21 protein-coding genes and 1 pseudogene are annotated in these 22,050 nt (G+C 66.6%); 5 read left to right on the top strand and 17 right to left on the bottom strand.

Annotation, left to right across the window (positions count from 1 at the left end):
• Nucleotides 1–96 precede the first annotated feature (96 nt).
• From atpA to ROZ37_RS14790, 12 genes are all read right to left on the bottom strand, one after another.
• Entirely contained in the window at nt 97–1,638 is a 1,542-nt protein-coding gene (gene atpA, locus ROZ37_RS14845; protein WP_312660412.1) for a F0F1 ATP synthase subunit alpha, read from the bottom strand.
• 12 nt (nt 1,639–1,650) lie between these two features.
• The gene (locus tag ROZ37_RS14840; protein WP_312660411.1) at nt 1,651–2,187 is read right to left on the bottom strand and encodes a F0F1 ATP synthase subunit delta; all 537 of its coding nucleotides are present in this window, start codon (nt 2,185–2,187) and stop codon (nt 1,651–1,653) included.
• 3 nt (nt 2,188–2,190) lie between these two features.
• Nucleotides 2,191–2,664, bottom strand: coding sequence for a F0F1 ATP synthase subunit B (locus ROZ37_RS14835; protein ID WP_312660410.1), 474 nt, complete (start codon nt 2,662–2,664; stop codon nt 2,191–2,193).
• A 45-nt stretch (nt 2,665–2,709) separates the two neighbouring features.
• Nucleotides 2,710–2,958 (bottom strand): F0F1 ATP synthase subunit C, encoded by a 249-nt coding sequence (gene atpE, locus ROZ37_RS14830; protein WP_312660409.1) that lies wholly within the window; start codon nt 2,956–2,958, stop codon nt 2,710–2,712.
• Between the two features lie 57 nt (nt 2,959–3,015).
• On the bottom strand, nt 3,016–3,846 hold the full coding sequence (atpB, locus tag ROZ37_RS14825; RefSeq protein WP_312660408.1) for a F0F1 ATP synthase subunit A: 831 nt from the start codon (nt 3,844–3,846) through the stop codon (nt 3,016–3,018).
• A 2-nt stretch (nt 3,847–3,848) separates the two neighbouring features.
• Entirely contained in the window at nt 3,849–4,190 is a 342-nt protein-coding gene (locus ROZ37_RS14820; RefSeq protein WP_312660407.1) for an ATP synthase subunit I, read from the bottom strand.
• 240 nt (nt 4,191–4,430) lie between these two features.
• Complete coding sequence (locus ROZ37_RS14815; RefSeq protein WP_312660406.1) at nt 4,431–5,282, bottom strand: ParB/RepB/Spo0J family partition protein; 852 nt, start codon at nt 5,280–5,282, stop codon at nt 4,431–4,433.
• Between the two features lie 19 nt (nt 5,283–5,301).
• Nucleotides 5,302–6,072 (bottom strand): AAA family ATPase, encoded by a 771-nt coding sequence (locus ROZ37_RS14810; RefSeq protein ID WP_312660404.1) that lies wholly within the window; start codon nt 6,070–6,072, stop codon nt 5,302–5,304.
• A complete protein-coding gene (rsmG, locus tag ROZ37_RS14805; protein ID WP_312660402.1) occupies nt 6,073–6,708 on the bottom strand; it encodes a 16S rRNA (guanine(527)-N(7))-methyltransferase RsmG in 636 nt (211 codons plus the stop codon). It abuts the gene before it with no gap.
• Nucleotides 6,705–8,636, bottom strand: coding sequence for a tRNA uridine-5-carboxymethylaminomethyl(34) synthesis enzyme MnmG (mnmG, locus tag ROZ37_RS14800; RefSeq protein WP_312660401.1), 1,932 nt, complete (start codon nt 8,634–8,636; stop codon nt 6,705–6,707). The genes rsmG and mnmG overlap by 4 nt, the downstream gene beginning before the upstream one ends.
• Nucleotides 8,637–9,103: 467 nt before the next feature.
• Nucleotides 9,104–10,933, bottom strand: coding sequence for an EAL domain-containing protein (locus tag ROZ37_RS14795; protein WP_312660400.1), 1,830 nt, complete (start codon nt 10,931–10,933; stop codon nt 9,104–9,106).
• A gap of 20 nt (nt 10,934–10,953) precedes the next feature.
• On the bottom strand, nt 10,954–12,954 hold the full coding sequence (locus ROZ37_RS14790; protein WP_312660398.1) for a methyl-accepting chemotaxis protein: 2,001 nt from the start codon (nt 12,952–12,954) through the stop codon (nt 10,954–10,956).
• A 277-nt stretch (nt 12,955–13,231) separates the two neighbouring features.
• Here ROZ37_RS14790 and ROZ37_RS14785 point away from each other — a divergent pair, with 277 nt between their 5' ends.
• Together ROZ37_RS14785 and ROZ37_RS14780 are read left to right on the top strand one after the other, a co-directional pair.
• A complete protein-coding gene (locus ROZ37_RS14785) occupies nt 13,232–13,771 on the top strand; it encodes a CYTH domain-containing protein (RefSeq protein ID WP_312660397.1) in 540 nt (179 codons plus the stop codon).
• Between the two features lie 244 nt (nt 13,772–14,015).
• On the top strand, nt 14,016–15,236 hold the full coding sequence (locus tag ROZ37_RS14780; RefSeq protein ID WP_312660396.1) for an MFS transporter: 1,221 nt from the start codon (nt 14,016–14,018) through the stop codon (nt 15,234–15,236).
• Nucleotides 15,237–15,275: 39 nt separating this feature from the next.
• Here the strand turns inward: ROZ37_RS14780 and tpx are convergent, their stop codons facing one another.
• The gene (gene tpx, locus ROZ37_RS14775) at nt 15,276–15,776 is read right to left on the bottom strand and encodes a thiol peroxidase (protein WP_312660394.1); all 501 of its coding nucleotides are present in this window, start codon (nt 15,774–15,776) and stop codon (nt 15,276–15,278) included.
• A gap of 339 nt (nt 15,777–16,115) precedes the next feature.
• On the opposite strand from tpx, the gene ROZ37_RS14770 reads away from it, so the two are divergent.
• Together ROZ37_RS14770 and mobA are read left to right on the top strand one after the other, a co-directional pair.
• On the top strand, nt 16,116–16,955 hold the full coding sequence (locus ROZ37_RS14770) for a formate dehydrogenase accessory sulfurtransferase FdhD (RefSeq protein WP_312660392.1): 840 nt from the start codon (nt 16,116–16,118) through the stop codon (nt 16,953–16,955).
• Nucleotides 16,952–17,542 (top strand): molybdenum cofactor guanylyltransferase MobA, encoded by a 591-nt coding sequence (gene mobA, locus ROZ37_RS14765; RefSeq protein WP_312660390.1) that lies wholly within the window; start codon nt 16,952–16,954, stop codon nt 17,540–17,542. The genes ROZ37_RS14770 and mobA overlap by 4 nt, the downstream gene beginning before the upstream one ends.
• A 229-nt stretch (nt 17,543–17,771) precedes the next feature.
• Here mobA and mobB read toward each other — a convergent pair.
• From mobB to def, 4 genes and pseudogenes are all read right to left on the bottom strand, one after another.
• Nucleotides 17,772–18,251, bottom strand: a pseudogene (mobB, locus tag ROZ37_RS14760) (molybdopterin-guanine dinucleotide biosynthesis protein B); the annotation flags it as partial.
• 213 nt (nt 18,252–18,464) lie between these two features.
• On the bottom strand, nt 18,465–19,307 hold the full coding sequence (htpX, locus tag ROZ37_RS14755; RefSeq protein WP_312660389.1) for a zinc metalloprotease HtpX: 843 nt from the start codon (nt 19,305–19,307) through the stop codon (nt 18,465–18,467).
• Nucleotides 19,308–19,377: 70 nt separating this feature from the next.
• A complete protein-coding gene (gene fmt, locus ROZ37_RS14750) occupies nt 19,378–20,334 on the bottom strand; it encodes a methionyl-tRNA formyltransferase (RefSeq protein ID WP_312660387.1) in 957 nt (318 codons plus the stop codon).
• Entirely contained in the window at nt 20,334–20,837 is a 504-nt protein-coding gene (def, locus tag ROZ37_RS14745; RefSeq protein WP_312660386.1) for a peptide deformylase, read from the bottom strand. The genes fmt and def overlap by 1 nt, the downstream gene beginning before the upstream one ends.
• A gap of 173 nt (nt 20,838–21,010) precedes the next feature.
• Between def and ROZ37_RS14740 the strand changes: the two genes are divergently transcribed.
• On the top strand, nt 21,011–22,045 hold the full coding sequence (locus tag ROZ37_RS14740; RefSeq protein WP_312660385.1) for a LysM domain-containing protein: 1,035 nt from the start codon (nt 21,011–21,013) through the stop codon (nt 22,043–22,045).
• Nucleotides 22,046–22,050 lie beyond the last annotated feature (5 nt).

The raw sequence follows: 22,050 nt of genomic DNA, 5'->3' as shown, positions 1-22,050 counted from the left end.
TGCGCGTGTTTTCCACGCTCTTGATCTTGGTCCGTATCTCTTTTCCGGCTGCCATACTTGCTCCTTAAACCAGCGGCTGCAAATCAGCGCGGCCTATCAATAGACGCCGGTTTTCTTGAACTCTTCCGCCGCGGCGGTGAGTGCGGTCTCGGTGGCCTCATCCAGGTTGCCGCTGGTTTCGATGGTGTCCATGATGCCGGCGTACTTCGACTTCATGAACGCCAGCAGCGCGGATTCGAACGGCAGAATCTTGTTGACTTCGACGTCGTCCATGTAGCCTTTGTTGACGGCGAACAGGGACAGCGCCATCTGCGACACCGACATCGGCGAGTATTGCGCCTGCTTCATCAGCTCGGTGACGCGACGACCGCGCTCGAGCTGCTTGCGGGTGGCTTCGTCGAGGTCGGAGGCGAACTGGGCGAAGGCCGCGAGTTCGCGGTACTGCGCCAGCGCCAGGCGGATACCGCCGCCGAGCTTCTTGATCACCTTGGTCTGCGCGGCACCGCCGACGCGGGACACCGACAGGCCGGCGTTGATCGCGGGACGGATACCGGCGTTGAAGAGGTCGGTGTCGAGGAAAATCTGGCCGTCGGTAATCGAGATCACGTTCGTCGGAACGAACGCGGACACGTCGCCCGCCTGCGTCTCGATGATCGGCAGCGCGGTCAGCGAACCCGTCTTGCCCTTGACTTCACCGTTCGTGAACTTCTCGACGTGCTCGGCAGACACGCGCGACGCACGCTCGAGCAGACGCGAGTGCAGGTAGAACACGTCGCCGGGATAGGCTTCGCGGCCCGGCGGGCGGCGCAGCAGCAGCGAGATCTGACGGTAGGCCCACGCCTGCTTGGTCAAATCGTCATAAATGATCAGCGCGTCCTGGCCGCGGTCGCGGAAGTATTCGCCCATCGTGCAGCCCGAGTACGGCGCGATGAACTGCATCGCGGCGGATTCGGACGCGGTCGCGGCGACGACGATGGTGTATTCCATCGCACCGTGCTCTTCGAGCTTGCGCACCACGTTCGCGACCGTCGAGGCCTTCTGGCCGACCGCGACGTAGACGCAGAACATGTCCTGGCCTTTCTGGTTGATGATCGCGTCGACTGCGACCGCGGTCTTGCCGGTCTGGCGGTCGCCGATGATCAGCTCGCGCTGACCGCGGCCGATCGGCACCATCGAATCGACCGACTTCAGGCCGGTCTGCACCGGCTGCGACACCGACTGGCGCCAGATGACGCCCGGCGCGACCTTTTCGATCTTGTCGGTGAGCTTCGCGTTGATCGGACCCTTGCCGTCGATCGGCTGGCCGAGCGCGTTGACGACGCGGCCGATAAGCTCGGGGCCGACCGGCACTTCGAGAATCTTGCCGGTCGCCTTGACGGCGTCACCTTCGGTGATGTGCTCGTATTCTCCGAGGACCACCGCACCGACAGAGTCACGCTCGAGGTTCAGCGCGAGGCCGAAGGTGTTGCCGGGAAACTCCAGCATTTCGCCCTGCATGACGTCGGCGAGGCCGTGAACGCGCGTGATGCCGTCGGTCAGCGACACCACGGTGCCTTCGTTGCGCGACGTGGCTGCGAGCTGCAGGTTCTGGATCCGGCTCTTAATCAGATCACTGATTTCAGAGGGGTTGAGTTGCATCTGGTTATGCTCCTAGTTCTTTAGCGCAGCGGCCATGTTCGCGAGCTTGCCGCGGACCGAGGCGTCGATCACTTCGTCGCCGATGGCGATGCGGACCCCGCCGATGAGTTCGGGGTCGAGGCTGACGCGCACGTTGAGCCGAGTCTTGAAGCGGTTCTCAAGATCGGTCTTCAGGTGCGCCAGCGTGGCATCGTCGAGCGGGAAGGCGGAGGCGATTTCGGCTTCCTTGACGCCTTCATGTTCGTTCTTGAGTTCAACGAACAGGTCACGGATCTCCGGAAGCACCTGCAGGCGTTCGTTGTCGACGAGGACACGAACGAAATTCTGCAGCTCGGGGGTGAAGCCTTGCCCCGCAACGTCAAGGAACAGCTGATACAGCTGGTCGGATGACAGCTCCGGATTGCTGATGCAGGCTTTCATCGACGCATCCGCTGCTGCTGCAGCGAGTCGATCGAGTGCTTCCGACCAAGGCCCCAGCGCACCTGCCCCGCGGGCCAGCTCGAAGGCGGCATCCGCATAGGGGCGCGCGATGGTGACGTTCTCGGCCATGACTTATTGCAGTTCCGTTTTCAGGTTGGCAAGCAGGTCGGCATGCACCTGGGCGTTGATCTCGCGACGGAGGATCTTTTCGGCACCGGCGACGGCCAGAAGCGCGACCTGGTCGCGCAGGGCTTCCTTCGCACGCTGGGAGGCGGTACCGGCTTCGGCTTCGGCGGCTTCACGAGCCTGCGCGACGATGCGGGCGGCTTCGGCGCGGGCATCGTCGAGGAACTTCGCCGCCTGCTTTTCGGCAGTGGCACGCACGTCGCCCGCGGATTCGCGAGCCTTGCGCAGTTCGTCGACGACCTTCTTCTCGGCGAGCGAGAGGTCGGCGCGGGCCTTGTCCGCAGCCGCAAGCCCGTCCGCGATCTTCTTCGCACGCTCGTCGAGCGCCTTCACGATGGGGGGCCACACGAACTTCATCGTGACCCACGCCAAAATGAAGAACACAACGAGCTGAGCTATCAGGGTTGCGTTCAAATTCACTGTTCTTGTCCCTCAGTTGTTGTCAAAGAGGCGAACTCGAACCGGTCAAACGAGCTGGAACGGGTTGGCGAAGGCGAACATCATCGCGATACCGACGCCGATCAGGAACGCAGCGTCGATCAGACCGGCCAGCAGGAACATTTTGGTTTGCAGCGCGTTCATCAGCTCGGGCTGACGGGCCGAAGCTTCGAGGTACTTGGAGCCCATGATGCCGATACCGATACAAGCGCCGATAGCACCCAGACCGATGATCAGACCAGCAGCCAGAGCAACCAAACCCAGAACGTTTTCCATGACGACTCCTTGAGTAAAAAGTGAATTGAAGTTAAAGAAACCGGGTACTGCGGACCGTTAGTGGCTTTCGTGCGCCTGGCCGATATAGACCAGCGTCAGCATCATGAAGATGAACGCCTGCAGCGCGACGATCAGGATGTGGAAGACCGCCCAGATCGAACCGGCGACGACGTGGCCGACGAAACCGAACGCGGTGGCGGTGCCGCCGAGCAGCGCGATCAGCATGAAGATCAGCTCGCCGGCGTACATGTTGCCGAACAGCCGCATGCCATGCGAAATGGTCTTCGCGAGGAACTCGATGATCTGCATGAGGAAGTTGATCGGCCACAGCAGCGGGTGGCTGCCGAACGGCGCCGTGAAGAGCTCATGGACCCAGCCGGAAACGCCCTTTATCTTGACGTTGTAGTAGAGGCAGATCAGCAGCACGCCGATCGATATCCCGAGCGACCCGTTGAGGTCGGCGGTCGGCACGACGCGCAGGTAGGCGTGCTCGTTGCCGGAGATCGCGGCCCAGATGCGCGGCAGCAGATCGACCGGCAGGAAGTCCATCGAGTTCATCAGGAAGATCCAGAGGAACACGGTCAGCGCGACGGGTGCGACGAACTTGCGCGACTCGGCGCTATGAATGATGCCCTTCGCCTGATCGGCGACCATCTCGACGAGGATTTCGACGGCGGCCTGGAAGCGCCCCGGAACGCCGGGCGTTGCCTTGCGCGCGGCGCGGATCAGGAAGAACAGCGTGACGACCCCGAGGAGAATCGAGAAGAACAGGGTGTCGAGGTTCCATACGCTCCAGTCGATGACCGCCTTCTGGGCGTGACCGGTGGAGTTCATATGGGTGAGGTGGTGGACGATGTATTCGCCGGACGTCGGTGCTTCGGTAGCCATGGTCAGGTCTTCACCATAAATGCAAATAAATTCGCCTTCAGTGCCAGGATCAGGCCGATGAAGAGTCCTCCCCAGTGGAGGCCTTCATAGGACCGCTCGACCAGCACCAACAAACCCACGATCGACGCGATCTTGAAGAACTCGCCGATGAAGAAAACCGCTACGTTCGCCCCGCCCGGACGCTTCGCCGCGAAATGCAGCCGCAGGGCGAAGAACGCATTCGGCAGGACGCATGACAGACCGCCCAGGGCGGCGGACACCGCGCCACGCAGACCGAAAAAAACGGCCGCGATGGCCGTTGCCGCGATCGTCGCGCCAAGCTGCAGGAAAACCATCTTGAACATGGATCCGCCGACGCGCTGCGCTTATGCGCCTGTCGCTAAAAAATTTCGCGAATACTAGGGGTTAACCACGATAAAGTCAAATTTTCGTCGGGCTTCGACACCGTTTCCCGGCAAGGTCCTGCATCTTATACAAGATGCCTGACGACCGGAGAAGAAAGGCCGAAATCGCGGCTGATCGACGCGGTTCGCGGCGCCCGTCGGTCGTATTCGCCGTACGCTGCCAACCGCGTGGCCCCTTGCTCAGCGCAGCCGGCTCAATAGCCCGTCGAGCTGGTCGAGGTCGCCGAAGCGGATGGTCACCTCGCCGGCGCCCTTGCGGTTCGCCCTGATCTTCACGGTCGCGCCAAGCGAGTCGGCAATCTCCTCTTCGAGGCGCAGCAGGTCGCGGTCCGGTTCGCGTTCGGCCTTCTTCTGGCGCGGGCTCAGTGTCTGCTGCACGAGCCGCTCGGTTTCGCGCACCGACAGGCCGCGCGCTGCGACGTGGTTCGCGACCTGGATCTGGCTCGCCCCGTCGAGCGGCAGGATCGCCCGCGCATGCCCCATGTCGATATCGCCTGCCATCAACAGCTCCTGCACCGCGCTGGCGAGATTCAATAGGCGCAGCAGGTTCGACGCGGCGGGTCGCGAGCGCCCGACCGCGTCGGCCGCCTGCTGGTGCGTCATGCCGAACTCGTCGATCAAGCGCTGGATGCCACCGGCCTCCTCGAGCGGGTTCAGATCCTCGCGCTGGATGTTCTCGATCAGCGACATCGCGAGCGCCGCTTCGTCGGGGATCTCGCGGACGAGGCACGGCACCTCGTCGAGTTCGGCGATCTGCGCGGCGCGCCAGCGACGCTCGCCGGCGATGATTTCGTATCTCGAACCGTCGATCGGCCGCACGAGGATCGGCTGCATCACGCCCTGCGCCTTGATCGACGCCGCCAGTTCCTCGAGGGAACCGGGGTCCATGCGCGTGCGCGGTTGATACTTGCCCGGCTGCAGATCGCCGACCGGCAGCGTCTGCAGTTCGCCGCGCTCCGCGTCGTCGTCGTGGTTCGCCGCGAGCAGCGCGTCGAGGCCGCGGCCGAGGCCTTTGAGTTTGGGTCGGGTCATCGGGAGTCCTCGAAATCGCTCAGAACGCGGCGGCGCGCTCGATCATCTCGCCGGCGAACGCCATGTACGCCTGCGCCCCTTTCGCCGCGCGGTCGAACATGACGCCCGGCATGCCGTGGCTCGGCGCTTCGGCGAGCCGCACGTTGCGCGGCACGATCGCGCGGAACACCTTGTCGCCGAAGTGGCTCTCGAGTTGCGCCGACACCTGCTGCTGCAGCGTCATGCGCGCATCGAACATCACGCGCAGCAGGCCGATGATCTTCAGATCGCGGTTGAGGTTCGCGTGCACCTTCTTGATCGTGTTGACGAGATCGGACAGGCCTTCGAGCGCGTAATACTCGCACTGCATCGGGATGATCACGCCGTGCGCGGCACACAGGCCGTTGAGCGTCAGCATCGACAGCGCCGGCGGACAATCGACGAGCACGAAGTCGTACTCGGCGTCGAAGCGCTTCAACGCGTCGCGCAGGCGATTCTCACGCCGTTCGAGATCGACGAGCTCGACTTCGGCGCCGGCGAGATCGCGGTTCGCCGGCAGCACGTCGTAGCCGCCGGTCGGCGATTTCGCGCGCGCCTCGTCGAGCGTCGCGAGCCCGACGAGAAGGTGATAGACGGACTTCGGCACCGACCGCTTGTCGATGCCGCTGCCCATTGTCGCGTTGCCCTGCGGATCGAGGTCGACGAGCAGCGTACGCTGGCCCGCCTGCTGCAGCGCGGCCGCGAGGTTCACGCAAGTCGTCGTCTTGCCGACGCCGCCTTTCTGGTTCGCAACGCAGAAGATCCGGGCCATTCAGTTCCTTTCGAGGATGATCAGGTGACGTTCAGCGCCGAGCCCGGGCACCGTGAGCGGGACGGCCTCGACGACGCGGAAAGCGGCCGGGAGCCGCGCGATCTCGTCGCGAGGATACACGCCCTTCATCGCGAGAAAATGTCCGCCCGGCCGCAGCAGGTGCGCGGTGAGGACGACGAAATCGGCGAGCTCGGAGAACGCGCGCGAAACCACCGCGTCGAACGGCGCCGCGGGACGGACACTCTCGACACGCTCGTTCACCACCGCGAAGTTCGCGAGCGCGAGTTCGATCTTCGCCTGCTGCTGGAAGCTCGCCTTCTTGTTGACCGTCTCGATCGACGTGATCGCGAGGCCCGGCTGGCTCTCGGCCGCCGCGATCGCGAGCGGGATGCCGGGCAGGCCGCCGCCGGAGCCGACGTCGGCGAGCGTCGCGATGCCGTCGAGATGCGGCAGCACCGCGAGCGAGTCGAGCAGGTGGTGCGTGAGGACCTGGCCGGCGTCGCGGATCGACGTCAGGTTGTAGACCTTGTTCCACTTCTGCAGCAGCGCCGCGAACGACATCAGCCGCTCCTGCGTCGCCGGCGACAGCGACAGGCCGAGCGCGGCGAGCCCGGCGTCCAGCGTGCCGGCGCTCATCGCGGCGGAGTCCCCGTAGCGTCGGCCGCCGCAGCCCCCGCAGCGCGCTGCCCGAGCTCGCGCCGCTTCAACCACACGAGCAGGAGTGAAATCGCCGCCGGCGTCACGCCCTGGATGCGGCCGGCCTGGCCGATCGTTTCCGGCTTGTGCTGGTTCAGCTTCTGCTGCACTTCCTTCGACAGCCCGCGCACGTCGGCGTAGTCGAGATCCGCGGGCAGCCGCGTCGACTCGGCCTGCAACTGCTTCGCGACCTCGTCCTGCTGGCGGTCGATGTAGCCCTGGTATTTCGCCGCGATTTCGAGCTGTTCGATCACTTGTGGGTCGGTTTCCGGATTTTCCGGCGCGCCGGGCAGGCCCATCAGGTCGACGTAGCGGGTGTCCGGGCGGCGCAGCAGCTCGAAGAAGCGGTACTCGCGTTCGAGCGCCTTGCCGACGACGCGCTCGGCGTCGTCGGACGGGATGCTCTCCGGATGCGCCCAGGTGGCTTTCAGGCGTGCCGTTTCGCGCTCGATCGCGTCGCGTTTGCGGCAGAACGCGTCCCAGCGTACGTCGTCGACGAGGCCGAGCTCGCGCCCCTTCTCGGTCAGCCGCAGGTCCGCGTTGTCCTCGCGCAGGCTGAGACGGTATTCGGCGCGCGAGGTGAACATCCGGTACGGCTCGGCGACGCCGCGGGTGATGAGATCGTCGACGAGCACGCCGAGATAGGCCTCGTCGCGACGCGGGCACCACGCCTCGCGGCCCTGCGCCTGCAGCGCGGCGTTCGCGCCGGCGAGCAGCCCCTGCGCGGCCGCTTCCTCGTAGCCGGTCGTGCCGTTGATCTGGCCGGCGAAGTAGAGGCCGTGGAACGACTTTGTCTCCAGGCTGCTCTTGAGATTGCGCGGGTCGAAGTAGTCGTACTCGATTGCATATCCGGGACGCAGGATGTAGGCGTTCTCGAGACCGCGGATCGAGCGCACGACCGCGAGCTGGACGTCGAACGGCAGCGACGTCGAGATCCCGTTCGGGTAGATCTCGTTCGTCGTCAGTCCTTCCGGCTCGAGGAAGATGTTGTGACTGTCCTTGTCGGCGAAGCGATGGATCTTGTCCTCGATCGACGGGCAGTAGCGCGGGCCGACGCCTTCGATGACGCCCGAGTACATCGGCGAGCGGTCGAGGTTCGCGCGGATGATGTCGTGCGTGCCCGCGTTGGTGTGCGTGATCCAGCACGGCAATTGCCGCGGGTGCTGGTCCGCGCGGCCGAGGAAGCTGAATACCGGCACCGGGTCGTCGCCCGGTTGCTCCTGCATCACCGAGAAATCGATCGAGCGCGCGTCGAGCCGCGGCGGCGTGCCGGTCTTGAGCCGCCCCTGCGGCAGCTTCAATTCCTTCAGCCGTTGCCCGAGCGAGATCGCCGGCGGATCGCCGGCGCGTCCCGCCGAGTAGTTGTCGAGGCCGACGTGGATCAGGCCGTTGAGGAAGGTGCCGGCGGTCAGCACGACCGCGGGCGCCTCGAACGCGAGGCCGATCTGCGTGACGACGCCGGTGACGCGGTCGCCGACGACGGTGATGTCGTCGACCGCCTGCTGGAACAGCCACAGGTTCGGCTGGTTCTCGAGCCGACCGCGGATCGCGGCCCTGTACAGCACGCGGTCGGCCTGCGCGCGCGTCGCACGCACGGCCGGACCCTTCGACGCATTGAGGATGCGAAACTGGATGCCGCCCTCGTCGGTCGCCGCCGCCATCGCGCCGCCGAGCGCATCGACCTCCTTCACGAGGTGGCCCTTGCCGATGCCGCCGATCGACGGGTTACAGCTCATCTGCCCGAGCGTCTCGATGTTGTGCGTCAAGAGCAGCGTCTTCGCGCCGATGCGGGCGGCAGCGAGCGCGGCTTCGGTGCCGGCGTGGCCGCCGCCGACCACGATGACGTCGAAACGGGAGGGATAGAGCATGGGAGGGGGCTGTGAAGCGGATGGAGCAGAAGGGCCGGAATTTTACGCTCTTGCCGCGCGAAAGCCCAGCTCGACGCGCCCATGTTCCACGAAAAAGCCCAATACGAACAGTCCGTTACCGTACCCGGCCGTTTTTCACCGCAAACGTTTCACCGAGAGTGCGGCGATCCCTCACTCCCGTCGCAGTCGTACGGGCCTCACGAATGCGGATTTTCGCGCCTTTCACCCCGACGCTGTGCTCTCCCTGCGCCCGCCCGCTCCCGCCGCCCGGTAGACCACGGGCGTCACGCCTCTGCTTGCGCGATCAGCGCTCGGCACTCGGCACTCGGCACTCGGCACTCGGCACTCGGCACTCGGCACTCGGCACTCGGCACTCGGCACTCGGCACTCGGCACTCGGCACTCGGCACTCGGCACTCGGCACTCGGCACTCGGCACTCAGCACCGCAGCGTACGGCGCATTCCTCGTTACGCGCTCGCAGCACTCACATCTCGCGCTTTCGCCATCGGCTCGCGAAACGGAATGATCGTTACGGGCTGCGCGAGATGGATGCCGCCGGGGGAGAGCTTTGCGATCTTCTTCGCCGCCGCGGCCGCGGATGCGACTTCTTCCGGATCGCGGAACTGGCCCGGCGACACCGCGACCTGCCCGGCGGCGATCGTCGTCAGCGGGAAGAAGGTCTGGAAGCCCCGCCGGTCCTCGCTGTGGAAACCGCCCTCTTGGAGTTCGCGCGCATCGAACAGGCCGCGCGCCTCGCGGTTGAACGCCGCGACGATCCGCACGCAGCGCTCGGCCCAATCGTCGCTCTGGAACAGCACGACGAAATCGTCGCCGCCGACGTGGCCGACAAAATCCTGCGTGCGGTCGCAGTGGCTCGCGACCGTCCTCGCCGCGAGCTTGATCATCTCGTCGCCGCGCCAGTAGCCGTAGAGGTCGTTGTAGGGTTTGAAGTTGTTCAGGTCGAAATAGCACGCGACGAAGCGACCGCCGGCGTCGAGCAGCCGCGCGATGTGCTCGGTGATGGGAATGTTGCCGGGCAGCAGCGTCAGCGGGTTTGCGTGGCGCGCGGCCTCGATGCGCATCTCGGTTATGGCGCGGACGAGGCTCTCGCCGGTCGCCACGCCGCAGTAGCGCCCGTCTTCGGTGACGATGAAGCCGTCGTGCAGATAGCGCTGGTCGCCACCGGTCAGCACGTCGATCAGCGAATCGAGCCGCGCCCAGCGCTCCGCGCAGATCGGGTTCGCGTTCATGAACTGGCTCACCGGCCGCTTACCGTACAGTTCGCGGTGGTACGGCTGCGCGTATTTCTCGACGAAATCGCGCCGATTCACCAGACCGACGGGCTTGTGGCCTTCGACCACCGCGATCGCATGCAATTCGGGATTCGCGGCGAAAAGGCGCACCAGCTCGCCGCTGGCGAGGTGCGGCGCGACCGCCGGCGCGCTGACCCTCAACTTGTCGACCGGACGCCAGACTTGCTGCCGTCGCTCCGAAATCGGCAATACCGCGACCTTGCCGGAACCGAGCACCCCCAGCACCGGCGTCGGCAGGACAGACGCGGGCGCCGCCGCCGGGCGGCCGATATAGTAGCCCTGCGCGTAATGGCAGCCGAGGTCGCGCAGCATTCCGAGTTCGGCCGCTTCCTCGATGCCTTCGGCGACGAGCGGCGTCCCGAGAACTTCGGCGAGCCGCAGCACCGTGCGGACGACGTCTACCTTGCGGCCGTCGCCGAGCAGCCCATGGACGAAATACTTGTCGAGCTTGACGATCTGCGGCTTGAGTTGCGCCCACAGGCGCAAGCTCGAGCGTCCGTCGCCGAAATCGTCGAGCGCCAGCGTCACGCCGCGCTCCGAAAGGACTTCCATCGCCGCCTGCAGCCCCGCGACATCCTCGACGCGCTCGTGCTCTGTCAGTTCGAGCACCAGTCGGTCCGACGCGAGGCCGGCGTCGCGCGCGCAGTCGAGCATCTCGCGGCCGCGGTCGCGCGCGAAATATTCGATCATCGGCGCGGACAGGTTCACGAACAGTTTGCCCGGCAGCCCGAGCCGGCCGAATGCCGCGATCGCGCCGAGACAGGCCTCACGCTCGAGATCGGCCATGCGTTGGATGCTTTTCGCGACGCGCAGCAGCACGTCCGGCGTGCGCAAAGGCGAGCCGACCGGCCCGCGCATCAGCGCCTCGTAGCCGAGTACCGACCCCCGCGCGATGTCGGCGATGGGCTGGAATTCGTACGCGAGTGCGCGTGCGTCGAGCAGGGCGTGGAACTCGGAGACGATTTGCGGGGAGGCGGGCATCATTTTCTCTAAGCGGGAGACCGTCATACGCGCAGGCCGTCGATCGCCAGCCGAAGTCCGCTGGAAAGCTGCAGCAGATCCTCGATCGCGGCGCCGGTCCTGCGCGCGGTGCTGTGGTTCTCGTCGGCCATGGACGACATGTTCTCGATGTCGCGCGCGATGTCGTGGCTGACTTCCGTCTGGGCCTGGGTGGTGGCGACGATGTCGGCGACGAGCGCCGCCGAGCGGGTCACTTCCTCGTGAATCGAATCGAGCGTCGCGAGCACTTTGCCGACGACTGCCGAGCTCGCGCCGATGCGCGCGCCGCTCTGGCGGATTTCCGCGGCGACCGCATGGATGCTGTCGCGCATCTCCCGGATCGTCCCCGCGATTTCGCGCGTCGCGGTGCCGGTGCGGTCCGCGAGCTTGCGGACTTCGTCGGCAACGACCGCGAAGCCGCGCCCGACTTCGCCGGCGCGCGCGGCTTCGATCGCCGCGTTGAGCGCGAGCAGGTTCGTCTGCTCGGCGATCTCGGCGATCACGCCGACGACTCGGTCCACGCTGCGGGAGCGGTCCTCGAGCGCGAGAATCGCCACGGCCATGGCGCTGCTGTCCTCGACGATGCGCTGCATCTCGACGGCCGCCTCGTCCGCGACGACACGACCGTCGGCCGATAGCGCCGCGGCCTGGCAGACGATGCGGTTCGTGTCCTCGGCGTGCGCGGCGACCTGTTGCACGCTGACGGCGAGCTCCTGCACCGAGCTCGACGAGCGCGCCGCCGTGTCGCTCTGCTGCGCCGACGCCGCGGTGACGTCGGCGATCCGCGCGGTGAGCTGACCCGCGGCCGATTGCGTGCTGCCCGCGGCCACGACGACCTTGCCGATCAGCGCGGAAAAGCTTTCGGCCATCACGTTGAAATCGCCGCCGACCCTGCCGATCTCGTCGCGCGTCCGCACCTCGACCCGCGCACGCAGATCCCCGTCGGCCATCGCGCGCGCGGCCTTGTCGAGTTCGCGGATCGACGCGAGGATCGACGAATACGCGCCGGCGAACAGGTAGGCCATCAGCGCAAGCGTTCCGCCGAGCCCGGCCGCCGTCCACAGGAAGAGCGACTGGAAATGCGCCCCGCGGTCCGCGAGCATCCGGTCGATCTGCGGCATCAGCCGGTCCGCGAACGCGAACCCGGCATCGAGGGCGGCGCTTCCCTTGTCGTGGTACTCGGCCAGCGGAACGTCGAGATCGCTGGTGTTGATCAGCTTCGTCGTGAGGTATTCCTGGATGCCGAGCGTCGCGATGTTCAGCGCCCCGAGCGGTTCGGCGAGCACCGGCCCGAGCTCGGGCGCAGCCGCGGTCGTCCTGTCGACGCTCTTGCCGATCCACGTCAGCAGCGGGTCGAAACTGCCGCGGACGGTGCTCATCGCGTCGCGTTGCGACATCCCGATCCGCCCGCGCGCGATGATCCCGACACCGACGTCGCGCGCCTGTCCGAGGTTCTGCAGCAGCGGCACCAGCTGGTTGTTCAGGAGGCCGACCAGCGTCTGGGCCGCGACGTCGTCGTTCAGGCTCAGGCCGCTGCGATCGACGACGTCATCACGCAAGCGGAACAGGGCATCGAGGATCTCCTCGTGCCCGGCGCGGCTCGTATCGGCATCGGTCGCGGGAGTCGCGGCGAGCGTGCGCCATTGGCGCAGGATCTCCACCCCCGCATCAGCGGCGAGAGGCTGCTCGAGAACGGTCGGCGCCGTCCGTTCGAACTCGGCCGCGGCGGCGCTCAGCCGGGGCTCCATCGATGCGTCGCCGTGGATCGTCGCGAGCGAGGCCGAATAGTGGTCCTGCACGGCGCGCACGACCGCGAGCATCGGCATCTGCAACGAGAGTCCCTGGCGCTGGCGCTCGATCCGCTCGATCGAGGAGCGGGCTTCATGCACGACGAGCGCCCCGAGGCCGGCCAGCGGCAGCGCGAAAAGCAGGAAGGTTCCAAGCAGCTTCGAGCGGAAATTCAGACGGCCCGAAAGCCACACAACAGGATGCAGGAAACGCTTCATCGCGGCGCGTCTAATACCAAGGTGATACGACGCGCCGAGGCTACCGCCGGTTTGTGTCCGACGTATTACAAACCGTAACAAACTGGGTGACGGCGTGCATCACTACACGGGCATGCCTCGTCTCGCGCGAATTTCTGTAATCGTCTCCGGCCATCCTCGACGAGACGCTCCCGGTTCGCAGGGTGGCGCGCGAAGTGATTTATTGCACCGCAGCAACAGCGGCGCCTCCTTCTCATATAATTGCATTCGCCCGAAATCAAATAAGGCAACGAAGAACATGGCAACAGAGATCGAACGTCGGTTTCTCGTCAGGGACGTGGCCTGCCTCGCAGGGCGAAGCGGGGACCGGATCGTGCAGGGCTACGTCGCGAAGGAGCCCGGCGCGATGACGACGCGGGTGCGGCTGCGCGCCGGCCGCGGGTATCTCACCCTGAAAACCCCGCGCTACGGGATGTCGCGGCAGGAGTTCGAATACGAGATTCCGGCCGACGACGCCCGCTGCATCCTCGATAATCAGTGCGGAACCCGGCTGATTCGCAAGGTCCGCTACCTGGTCCCGTTCGCCGCCCATGTTTTCGAAGTCGACGTGTTCGAAGGGCGCCATGCCGGCCTGATCGTGGCCGAGGTCGAACTGCGGAGCGAGGGCGAAGAGGTCGCGCTGCCGCCCTGGGTCGGGACCGAAGTCACTTACGACAAGCGCTATTCGAACTTCGCGCTGTCGCACTTCGAAGGTCCCACGCTTCCCGATCTCCGGATCGATTTCCCGGCGCCGATGCACCCGGCCGCCCGACCGGCGTACTCCGGAATCGCGCATTAAGCAGCAGGGTTTCCCGACCGGGTTCGGCAAGGCCATAATGCCGTAGGCGTGCCGCGGCCTGCGGCAAACCGGACAGACGAGCGCGAGGCGGCGAACGAGGCCGGACTGAACAGGCGGGCGTCGCCCCTGCGCGTCATCGCTTCATCGGGATCACGGTTGGTGCCGAGCGGAGTTCCGTCATGAATCGGCCTAGAGACGGCTCCCCACCGGCGACGCCTTTCGAGCGACGGGGGACGGCTTCCCGATGAACAGGAATTCACCGCAAATCGAGACCGATCGGCCCCGCACCCAGCCCGCACTGCCCGCCGGGATCTGGATGCTCGGCTTCGTCAGCCTGCTGATGGACGTGTCGTCGGAGCTGATCCACAGCCTGTTGCCGGTCTTCCTCGTGACCTCGCTCGGCGTCGGCGCGCTGACGGTCGGCCTGATCGAGGGCGCGGCGGAAGCGACGGCGCTGATCGTGAAGGTGTTCTCCGGCGTGCTGTCGGACTATTGGGGCCGGCGCAAACCGCTGGCGGTGCTCGGCTACGGTCTCGGCGCGCTGTCCAAGCCGCTTTTCGCGCTGGCGACGACTTCGGGGATGGTGCTCGGCGCGCGCTTGATCGACCGCGTCGGCAAGGGGATCCGCGGGGCGCCGCGCGATGCGCTGCTCGCCGACCTCGCGCCGGCGGACGTTCGCGGCGCCGCGTTCGGCCTGCGCCAGTCGCTCGACACGGTCGGAGCGTTCGTCGGGCCGCTGCTCGCGGTCGGGCTGATGCTGCTGTGGGCGAACGATTTCCGCGCGGTGTTCTGGGTCGCGATCATCCCGGGCTTCCTGTCGGTCGCCCTGCTGATCGTCGGCGTGCGCGAGCCGAAGCGGCCGGGCGATGCGGGCGCGGGCAATCCGATCCGGCGCGAGAACCTGAAGCAGCTGTCGCGCGCGTACTGGTGGGTCGTCGCCGTCGGGGCGATGTTCACGCTCGCGCGCTTCTCCGAAGCCTTTCTCGTGCTGCGCGCGGCCGATGGCGGCCTGCCGATCGCGTACACGCCGTTCGTGCTGATCGGAATGAACGTCGTCTATGCGCTCGCGGCCTATCCATTCGGACAGCTGTCCGACCGGGTCTCGCACACGAAGCTGCTCGCGTCCGGCACCGTCGTGCTGATCGCCGCGGACGCCGCCCTCGCGTCGAGCACGCACTGGAGCGCGCTCGCGCTCGGCATCGGGCTGTGGGGACTGCACATGGGAATCACGCAGGGATTGCTCGCGCGCATGGTCGCCGACACCGCGCCGGCCGCGTTGCGGGGCACCGCGTTCGGTTTCTTCAATCTCGTCAGCGGCGTCGCGATGCTGATCGCGAGCGCGCTCGCGGGCTGGCTGTGGGACGCGTTCGGCGCGTCGTGGACCTTCGTCGCCGGCGGCGGCCTCGCGACCGTCGCGCTGCTCGCGATGCTCTTCCGGCCGCCCTTCGCCGCAGCGCGGGTCTGATGCGCGATCCGGGTTCACCAGACCGCGCGGGACGTCAGCTTACTGCAGCGCGGCCAGCGCCGCGGCGTAGTCCGGCTCGTTCTTGATCTCGTCGACGAGTTGCGAATGCAGCACCTTGTTGTCGCGATCGAGCACGACGACCGCGCGCGCCGTCAGGCCCGCGAGCGGACCCGACGTCAGTTCGACGCCATAGTCGCGCATGAAGTCGCGACCCCGCATCGTCGACAGCGTGACGACGTTCTCGAGCCCTTCGGCGACGCAGAAGCGCTTCGCCGCGAAGGGCAGGTCGCCCGACACGATCAGCACCACCGTGTCGTCGAGCTTGCCGGCCTCCGCGTTGAACTTACGCGTCGACGTCGCGCAGGTCGGCGTGTCGAGACTCGGCACGATGTTCAGCACCTTGCGCTTGCCGGCGTACTTGTCGAGCGTGACATCGGCGAGATCGGCGCCGACCAGCGACAGCGGCGGCGCGGTGTCGCCCTTCTGCGGAAAACGGCCCGCGACTTCGATCGGATTGCCTCCCAGCGTAACCTTGCTCATCGTCTTCTCCTCTGTTGAAAGCGTTATTGACACGGCGACGGCGCGAATGGCGGCAAACAGGTAAATCAAACCGGCCGGTTCGCGCTGAAGCGAACGAAGCCCGAGGCCTCGTGCGCAAAGGTGTTCAAGTCTAACCGTGACGCGGCGAAAAGGCAGGATCGGAAACAATCGGCCAGAAAAGGGCTCTCGCCGTGCGCGGCAGGCGCGCGTCGCCGACCCCGCGGCCGCGGAAAGGGCCGGGAAGCGAGTGCGCGTGCGCGCAGAACCGGTCTCGCTGCGCTTGCGAACGTGACCGGCGTTCCGACTAGAATGAGGTCTGCCCAGCACCGCTCTCCTTCCATGCCCAGGTCCAGCGACGCGCCGCCCCGCCGGCCGATCCTCAGTTCCGCCCGTCGGCCCCCGACGGTGACGATTCCCGCGCGGAATGAGTCCGGCGAGCTCGTTCCGACTCCGATCGCCGGCGAATATCCGCTGACGCTATACGTCGACCGCCGCGAGATCGTCACGTTGATGACGCTCGGGACGGCGCCCGAGGCGCTCGCGATCGGCTGGCTGCGCAACCAGCGCCTCGTCGCGAGCCTCGACGACATCGCGTCGGTGCAGGTCGACTGGGAGAGCGATGCGGTCGCGGTGACGACCCGCCACGGCCTTCGCGACGCCGACGAGCGGCTCGGCACCCGGACCGTCACGACCGGCTGCGGTCAGGGCACGGTGTTCGGCGGCCTGATGGACGAGATCGAAGCGGTCCACCTCCCCGAGGAGCGTCGCCTCACCCAGGCGACGCTGTATGCGCTGATGGAGGCGGTGCGCCATCACGAGTCGATCTACAAGCAGGCCGGCGCGGTGCACGGCTGCGCGCTCGCCGCCCCCGACGGTGATGCGTGCCGGATCCTGATGTTCGTCGAGGATGTCGGCCGGCACAACGCGGTCGATGCGATCGCCGGCCGGATGTGGCTCGACGGTCTCGATGGCGGCGACAAGATTTTTTATACGACGGGACGGCTGACGTCGGAGATGGTCATCAAGACCGCGCAGATGGGCATCCCTTTCCTCGTGTCGCGCTCGGGCCTGACGCAGATGGGCTGGGAAATCGCGCGTCGGGTCGGCCTGACGATGATCGGCCGCGCGCAGGGCAGGCATTACCTGTTGTTCACCGGCGAGGAGCGCTTCTCGCGATGAGCGCGTCGGGTGACGGAATCACCGGCGTCGTCCTCGCCGGCGGCCTGGGCCGGCGGATGGGCGGCGTCGACAAGGGACTCGTGGAATTCCGCGGGCGGACGATGGTCGAGCAGGTGCTCGAGCGCCTGCGTCCGCAAGTCGACGAACTGATCATCAACGCGAACCGGAACGGCGAACGCTACGCAGCATTCGGCTATCCGGTGTTCGCCGACGAGATCGAAGGCTTTGCCGGACCGCTCGCCGGCCTGCACGCCGGGCTGTCGCGCGCCTCGCACCCGTTGGTCGCGACCGCGCCGTGCGACTCGCCCTTCCTGCCCGCCGACCTCGTTGCGCGACTGAACGCGGCGCTCGCGGCCACCGGGGCCGATTTCGCCGTCGCGCGCACCTTCGATCAGCCTCACCCGGTTTTCTGCCTGTGCCGCCGCGACGTGCTGCCGCATCTCGAAGCCTTTCTCGCGGCCGGCGGGCGCAAGGTGGACCTGTGGTACGCGACGCTGAAGATCGTCGAAGTGCGCTTCGACGACGAGGAAGAAGCGTTCCGCAACATCAACACGCGGGGCGAGCTGCAGGATCTGTCGGAGAAATGAGCAGCAGGGAAGCGCCGCAACGCCCTGACATCGCCGCGGACGGATAGGGAGGGCGCCGCCGGTCCGGCTGCGATCCTCGCGCCGCGCGGACGAAAGCCCCTTTCGGTGGCCTGCGGGTCTATTTCAGCAGCGGTCCGCGCGACTCGGCCGGGTCGGGCTTTACCGTTTCCAGTCCCGCTCCTCCCTCAACCACCTCGCGCGCCACCGGCCGATCCTGCCTCGCGAACGCGAAGTCGACGATGAAGTCCGCGACCTGCCTCGGATCGTTGAGATCGAGGCGCGGCAATGAGGTCTCGATCGGTGCGTCCGTCGCAAACGCGACGATGTCGGGATCGTCCGGAAAAAGCAGCGGCTCGCCGACTTCGGCGCGAAAGACCTCGATTTTCGGAATCGGTGCGTGCTTGAAGCCTTCGACGAGCACGAGATCGCAGTCTGACAGCTTGCCGAGCAGTACCTCGAGCGGCAATTCCGGCTCGCCGCGCAGTTCGTGCATCAGCGACCAGCGGCGGCCCGAACTCACGAGCACTTCACGGCATCCGGCATTGCGGTGGCGCCACGAGTCCTTGCCCTCGTGGTCGATGTCGAACGTGTGGTGAGCGTGCTTGATCAGCGACACCGCCAGCCCGCGCGCGCCGAGCAGCGCGATGACCTGCTCGATCAGCGACGTCTTGCCGCTCCCCGACCAGCCGGCGAATCCGATTACCGTCATGTACCATTCCTTGTCGCCCGACCGGAAACGCCCGCCGTCGCGCGTTCAACCCCCAGGCGTCGCCACGGACCGGAGCGACACGGCCATGACCCCGGTGATCCGTCGCCGGCACCAGGACCAGCTTCGGTCGAAGGGCTTGCGGGACCGACCGGAGCAAGGCGTTCCGTCCCGGCGCGCGCCGACCGATTACCGCTTTCTGCGATCCGTGGCAAATCAGCGGCGCGCAAGCTCGTGCAGGCGCGCAATACGCTCCTCGGTGCTCGGGTGCGTCGAGAACAGACCCCGCAGGCCGCCACCCGACAGCGGGTTCATGATCATCATCTGCGCGGTCTCGGGATGCGCCTCGGCGGTTTGCATCGGGATTCCTTTCGCATACGCGTCGATCTTCGCGAGCGCGCTCGCGAGCGCTTCCGGGTCGCCCGAAATGTCCGAGCCTTCGTGGTCGGCGCCGAATTCGCGGGTGCGCGAGATCGCCATCTGGATCACCATCGCGGCGATCGGCGCGAGGACCATCACGAGGATCTGCAGCAGCGGATTCGGGCGGTCTTCGTCGCGGCCGCCGAAGAACATGCCGAACTGCGCGAGCATCGAGATTGCACCGGCGACGGTCGCCGAAATCGTCGAGATCAGGATGTCGCGGTTCTTCACGTGTGCAAGCTCGTGCGCCATCACGCCGCGCAGCTCGCGCTCCGACAGCATGCGGATGATGCCGGTCGTCGCCGCGACCGCGGCGTTCTCCGGATTGCGGCCGGTCGCGAACGCGTTCGGCTGCGCTTCATCGATGATGAAGACCTTGGGCATCGGCAACTGCGCGCGGAACGCGAGCTCGCGCACCATGTTGTAGAGGTACGGCGAAGTGGTTTCGTCGACCTGCCGCGCGTTGTACATCCTCAGCACCATCTTGTCGGAGAACCAGTAGGCCCACAGGTTCATCGCGCCGCCGAACAGCAGCGCCATCAGCATGCCCTGCCGGCCGCCGATCATTGCGCCGATGGCGCCGAACAAGGCGACGATGCCTGCCATGAGAATCGACGTCTTGACCCAGTTGCCGAACATGTTTTCGTTTCCTTCCTTTATCCGTTGGGGAGTAACGCTCCAGAGATGGGGGCGATCGCCCGGAATTCAATCACGCGGCGGAAACCGGGGCATCGTCGAAACGTTCTCCGGCAGAGACCGGAAAACCCCGCAGGAATTCCCCCACCGGCAGCCGGCGGCTGCCCGGCCTTTGCAGTTCGACGAGCCGCAAGGATCCGTCGCCGCATGCGACGACGACGCCGGTCTCATCGGCCGACAGGACGGCGCCGGGCTCGCCGCGGCCGGCAGCGACCTCGGCCCGCCAGATCTTCACCGGCACCTGACGCAGATGTGCGACGGCGCCCGGAAAAGGGTTGAACGCACGCACTGCGCGTTCGAGCGCCGTCGCGGCCTGCAGCCAGTCGAGCGCCGCCTCCGCCTTGCCGATCTTCGCCGCGTAAGTCGCGCCCGTATCCGGTTGCGGCGTCGCGACGAGACGGCCGTCCGGCAGCAGTCCGAGCGCCTCGACGACCATCTCCGCGCCGAGCACGGCGAGCCGGTCGTGCAACGTGCCGGTCGTGTCGTCGGCGGCGATCGACAACGCGCGCTTCATCAGCATCGGCCCGGTGTCGAGGCCTTCGTCCATCTGCATGATCGTGATGCCGGTCTCGGCGTCGCCGGCCTCGATCGCGCGGTGGATCGGCGCCGCACCGCGCCAGCGCGGCAACAGCGACGCGTGGATATTGATGCAGCCGAGCCGCGGCAGATCGAGTACCGCGCGCGGCAGGATCAGCCCGTACGCCGCGACGACGAGGACATCGGGACGGCACGCGGCGAGGCTCGCCCGCTGCGCTTCGCTGCGCAGCCGCTCGGGCTGGTCCACCGCGATGCCATGCGCGAGCGCGACCTGCTTGACGGGGCTCGCGGCGAGCTTCATCCCGCGCCCGGCCGGGCGATCGGGCTGGGTCAGCACCAGCGGCACGTCGAACCCGGCGGCGATGATGGCTTCGAGCGCGGCCGCGGCGAACTCGGGCGTGCCGGCGAAAGCGACCTTCAGCGGCGCCGGCATCAGGCGGTGATCCGCGCTTTCTTGAGAAGCCGCGTCTTGATCCGGTTGAGCTTCAGCGGTGACAGGTATTCGACGAACACCTTGCCGTCGAGATGGTCGAGTTCGTGCTGGATGCAAACCGCGAGCAGGCCCTCGGCCTCGAGTTCGAAGGGTTCGCCACGCTCGTCGAGCGCCTTCACGCGCACGCGCTCCGCACGCGAGACCTTCTCGTAGATGCCCGGCACCGACAGGCAGCCTTCCTCGCACGTCTGCTCGCCGGACCGTTCGATGATCTCGGCGTTGATGAAGGCCAGCAGCTCGGACCTGTCCTCACTGACGTCTATGACGACGACGCGCTTATGCACATCGACCTGCGTCGCCGCGAGGCCGATGCCGGGCGCTTCGTACATCGTCTCGGCCATGTCCTTGACGAGCTGGCGGATCGAGTCATCGACAGCGGCGACGGGCACCGCGCGTTTGTGGAGTCGGGGATCGGGGTAGCGGAGGATCGGTAATAGGGCCATGAATGCTTGCCGGGTTAGCTCATTGCGTGCAGAATTTCAATGCTTTGGCATTGCTCGTCGCGCGTGCCGGGTAAGTGAGTCGAGACAGAATCGAGACTGCGGATTGGACCTCCGACCGGCGCGTGGTGTTCCGGTACCGCGGGCGTCCGGTCCCGGCCAATCGGAAGCGAGCAATGATCCGCATTATATTCCCTCTCCTGTTCACGATTGCGGCGCTTCTTGCCGGGCCGGCCGGGGCCGCACCCGCCGCGCTCGCGGAGGATGCGCCCGACAGTTATACCGTCGTGCGCGGCGACACCTTGTGGGACATTTCCGGCCGTTTCCTGAAGGAGCCGTGGCGTTGGCCCGAAGTGTGGCGGCTCAACCGCGACGAAATTCGCAATCCGCATCTGATCTACCCCGGCCAGGTGATTCTGCTCGACCGCAGTGGCCCCTACCTGTCGATCGGTCGGCGCGTCGGCGCGCCCTTGTACGAAAAGCGCTTCCCGCAAGCCTATTCCGAACCCATTGACGGCGCGCTGCCGAGCATTCCGATGCAGGCGATCGAGCCCTTCCTGTCGCGCTCGCTTGTCGTCGACGAAGGCGACCTCAAGCAGGCGGGGACGGTGATCGCGACCGACGCGAGCCGCGTCTTCACCGGCGCGGGCGACACGATCTTCGCGAAGGACGTGCAGGGTCGTAACGAGGTCTGGGAAGTGTTCCGTCCTGCCAAGCCGCTCGTCGACCCCTTGAGCGGCGAAGTCCTTGGCTACGAAGCGGCGTTCCTCGGGCAGGCCCGGATGACCGAACCCGGCCGCCCGGCGACGCTGAAGCTGCTGTCCGCGGTCGAGGAGATCGGGGTCGGCGACCGGCTCATCGCGAGCGAGCGCCCGGAAATCTTCTCGTTCGTGCCGCACGCGCCCGAAGGGCCGATCGCGGGGCGGCTGATCGGCATTCATCAGGGTTTGAGCGAGACCGGCCGCCTCAACGTCGTGACGCTCAACGTGGGCAGCAACGCCGGGATCGAGCGTGGCCACGTGCTCGCATTGCACCGCAATCGCGGCAACGTGGTGTACAAGGACGAGGCCGGCGGAAAGGAAACCTTTGAGCTTCCGCAACAGCGTTACGGCGTCGCCTTCGTGTTCCGCGTGTTCGATCGCGTCGCGTACGCCCTCGTGATGGAATCGGACGGACCGGTGACGGTCGGCGATACCGTTCGCCAGCCCTGAGGATC

The sequence above is a fragment of the Aromatoleum sp. genome (assembly GCF_032027225.1).
Lineage (GTDB): Bacteria > Pseudomonadota > Gammaproteobacteria > Burkholderiales > Rhodocyclaceae > Aromatoleum.
The sequence above is the reverse complement of the archived record's forward strand: the minus strand, read 5'-3'. Positions and strand labels throughout refer to the sequence as shown.

Excerpts from the sequence above, each read along its gene's own strand:
- ROZ37_RS14785 (WP_312660397.1), top strand. The coding sequence starts at position 13,232 with ATGGCAACAGAGATCGAACGTCGGTTTCTCGTCAGGGACGTGGCCTGC.
- ROZ37_RS14840 (WP_312660411.1), bottom strand. The coding sequence starts at position 2,187 with ATGGCCGAGAACGTCACCATCGCGCGCCCCTATGCGGATGCCGCCTTC.
- mnmG (WP_312660401.1), bottom strand. The coding sequence starts at position 8,636 with ATGCTCTATCCCTCCCGTTTCGACGTCATCGTGGTCGGCGGCGGCCAC.
- atpB (WP_312660408.1), bottom strand. The coding sequence starts at position 3,846 with ATGGCTACCGAAGCACCGACGTCCGGCGAATACATCGTCCACCACCTC.
- atpE (WP_312660409.1), bottom strand. The coding sequence starts at position 2,958 with ATGGAAAACGTTCTGGGTTTGGTTGCTCTGGCTGCTGGTCTGATCATC.
- ROZ37_RS14815 (WP_312660406.1), bottom strand. The coding sequence starts at position 5,282 with ATGACCCGACCCAAACTCAAAGGCCTCGGCCGCGGCCTCGACGCGCTG.
- ROZ37_RS14795 (WP_312660400.1), bottom strand. The coding sequence starts at position 10,933 with ATGATGCCCGCCTCCCCGCAAATCGTCTCCGAGTTCCACGCCCTGCTC.
- rsmG (WP_312660402.1), bottom strand. The coding sequence starts at position 6,708 with ATGAGCGCCGGCACGCTGGACGCCGGGCTCGCCGCGCTCGGCCTGTCG.
- tpx (WP_312660394.1), bottom strand. The coding sequence starts at position 15,776 with ATGAGCAAGGTTACGCTGGGAGGCAATCCGATCGAAGTCGCGGGCCGT.
- mobA (WP_312660390.1), top strand. The coding sequence starts at position 16,952 with ATGAGCGCGTCGGGTGACGGAATCACCGGCGTCGTCCTCGCCGGCGGC.
- htpX (WP_312660389.1), bottom strand. The coding sequence starts at position 19,307 with ATGTTCGGCAACTGGGTCAAGACGTCGATTCTCATGGCAGGCATCGTC.
- ROZ37_RS14770 (WP_312660392.1), top strand. The coding sequence starts at position 16,116 with ATGCCCAGGTCCAGCGACGCGCCGCCCCGCCGGCCGATCCTCAGTTCC.
- fmt (WP_312660387.1), bottom strand. The coding sequence starts at position 20,334 with ATGCCGGCGCCGCTGAAGGTCGCTTTCGCCGGCACGCCCGAGTTCGCC.
- ROZ37_RS14820 (WP_312660407.1), bottom strand. The coding sequence starts at position 4,190 with ATGTTCAAGATGGTTTTCCTGCAGCTTGGCGCGACGATCGCGGCAACG.
- ROZ37_RS14780 (WP_312660396.1), top strand. The coding sequence starts at position 14,016 with ATGAACAGGAATTCACCGCAAATCGAGACCGATCGGCCCCGCACCCAG.
- atpA (WP_312660412.1), bottom strand. The coding sequence starts at position 1,638 with ATGCAACTCAACCCCTCTGAAATCAGTGATCTGATTAAGAGCCGGATC.
- def (WP_312660386.1), bottom strand. The coding sequence starts at position 20,837 with ATGGCCCTATTACCGATCCTCCGCTACCCCGATCCCCGACTCCACAAA.
- ROZ37_RS14740 (WP_312660385.1), top strand. The coding sequence starts at position 21,011 with ATGATCCGCATTATATTCCCTCTCCTGTTCACGATTGCGGCGCTTCTT.
- ROZ37_RS14790 (WP_312660398.1), bottom strand. The coding sequence starts at position 12,954 with ATGAAGCGTTTCCTGCATCCTGTTGTGTGGCTTTCGGGCCGTCTGAAT.
- ROZ37_RS14810 (WP_312660404.1), bottom strand. The coding sequence starts at position 6,072 with ATGGCCCGGATCTTCTGCGTTGCGAACCAGAAAGGCGGCGTCGGCAAG.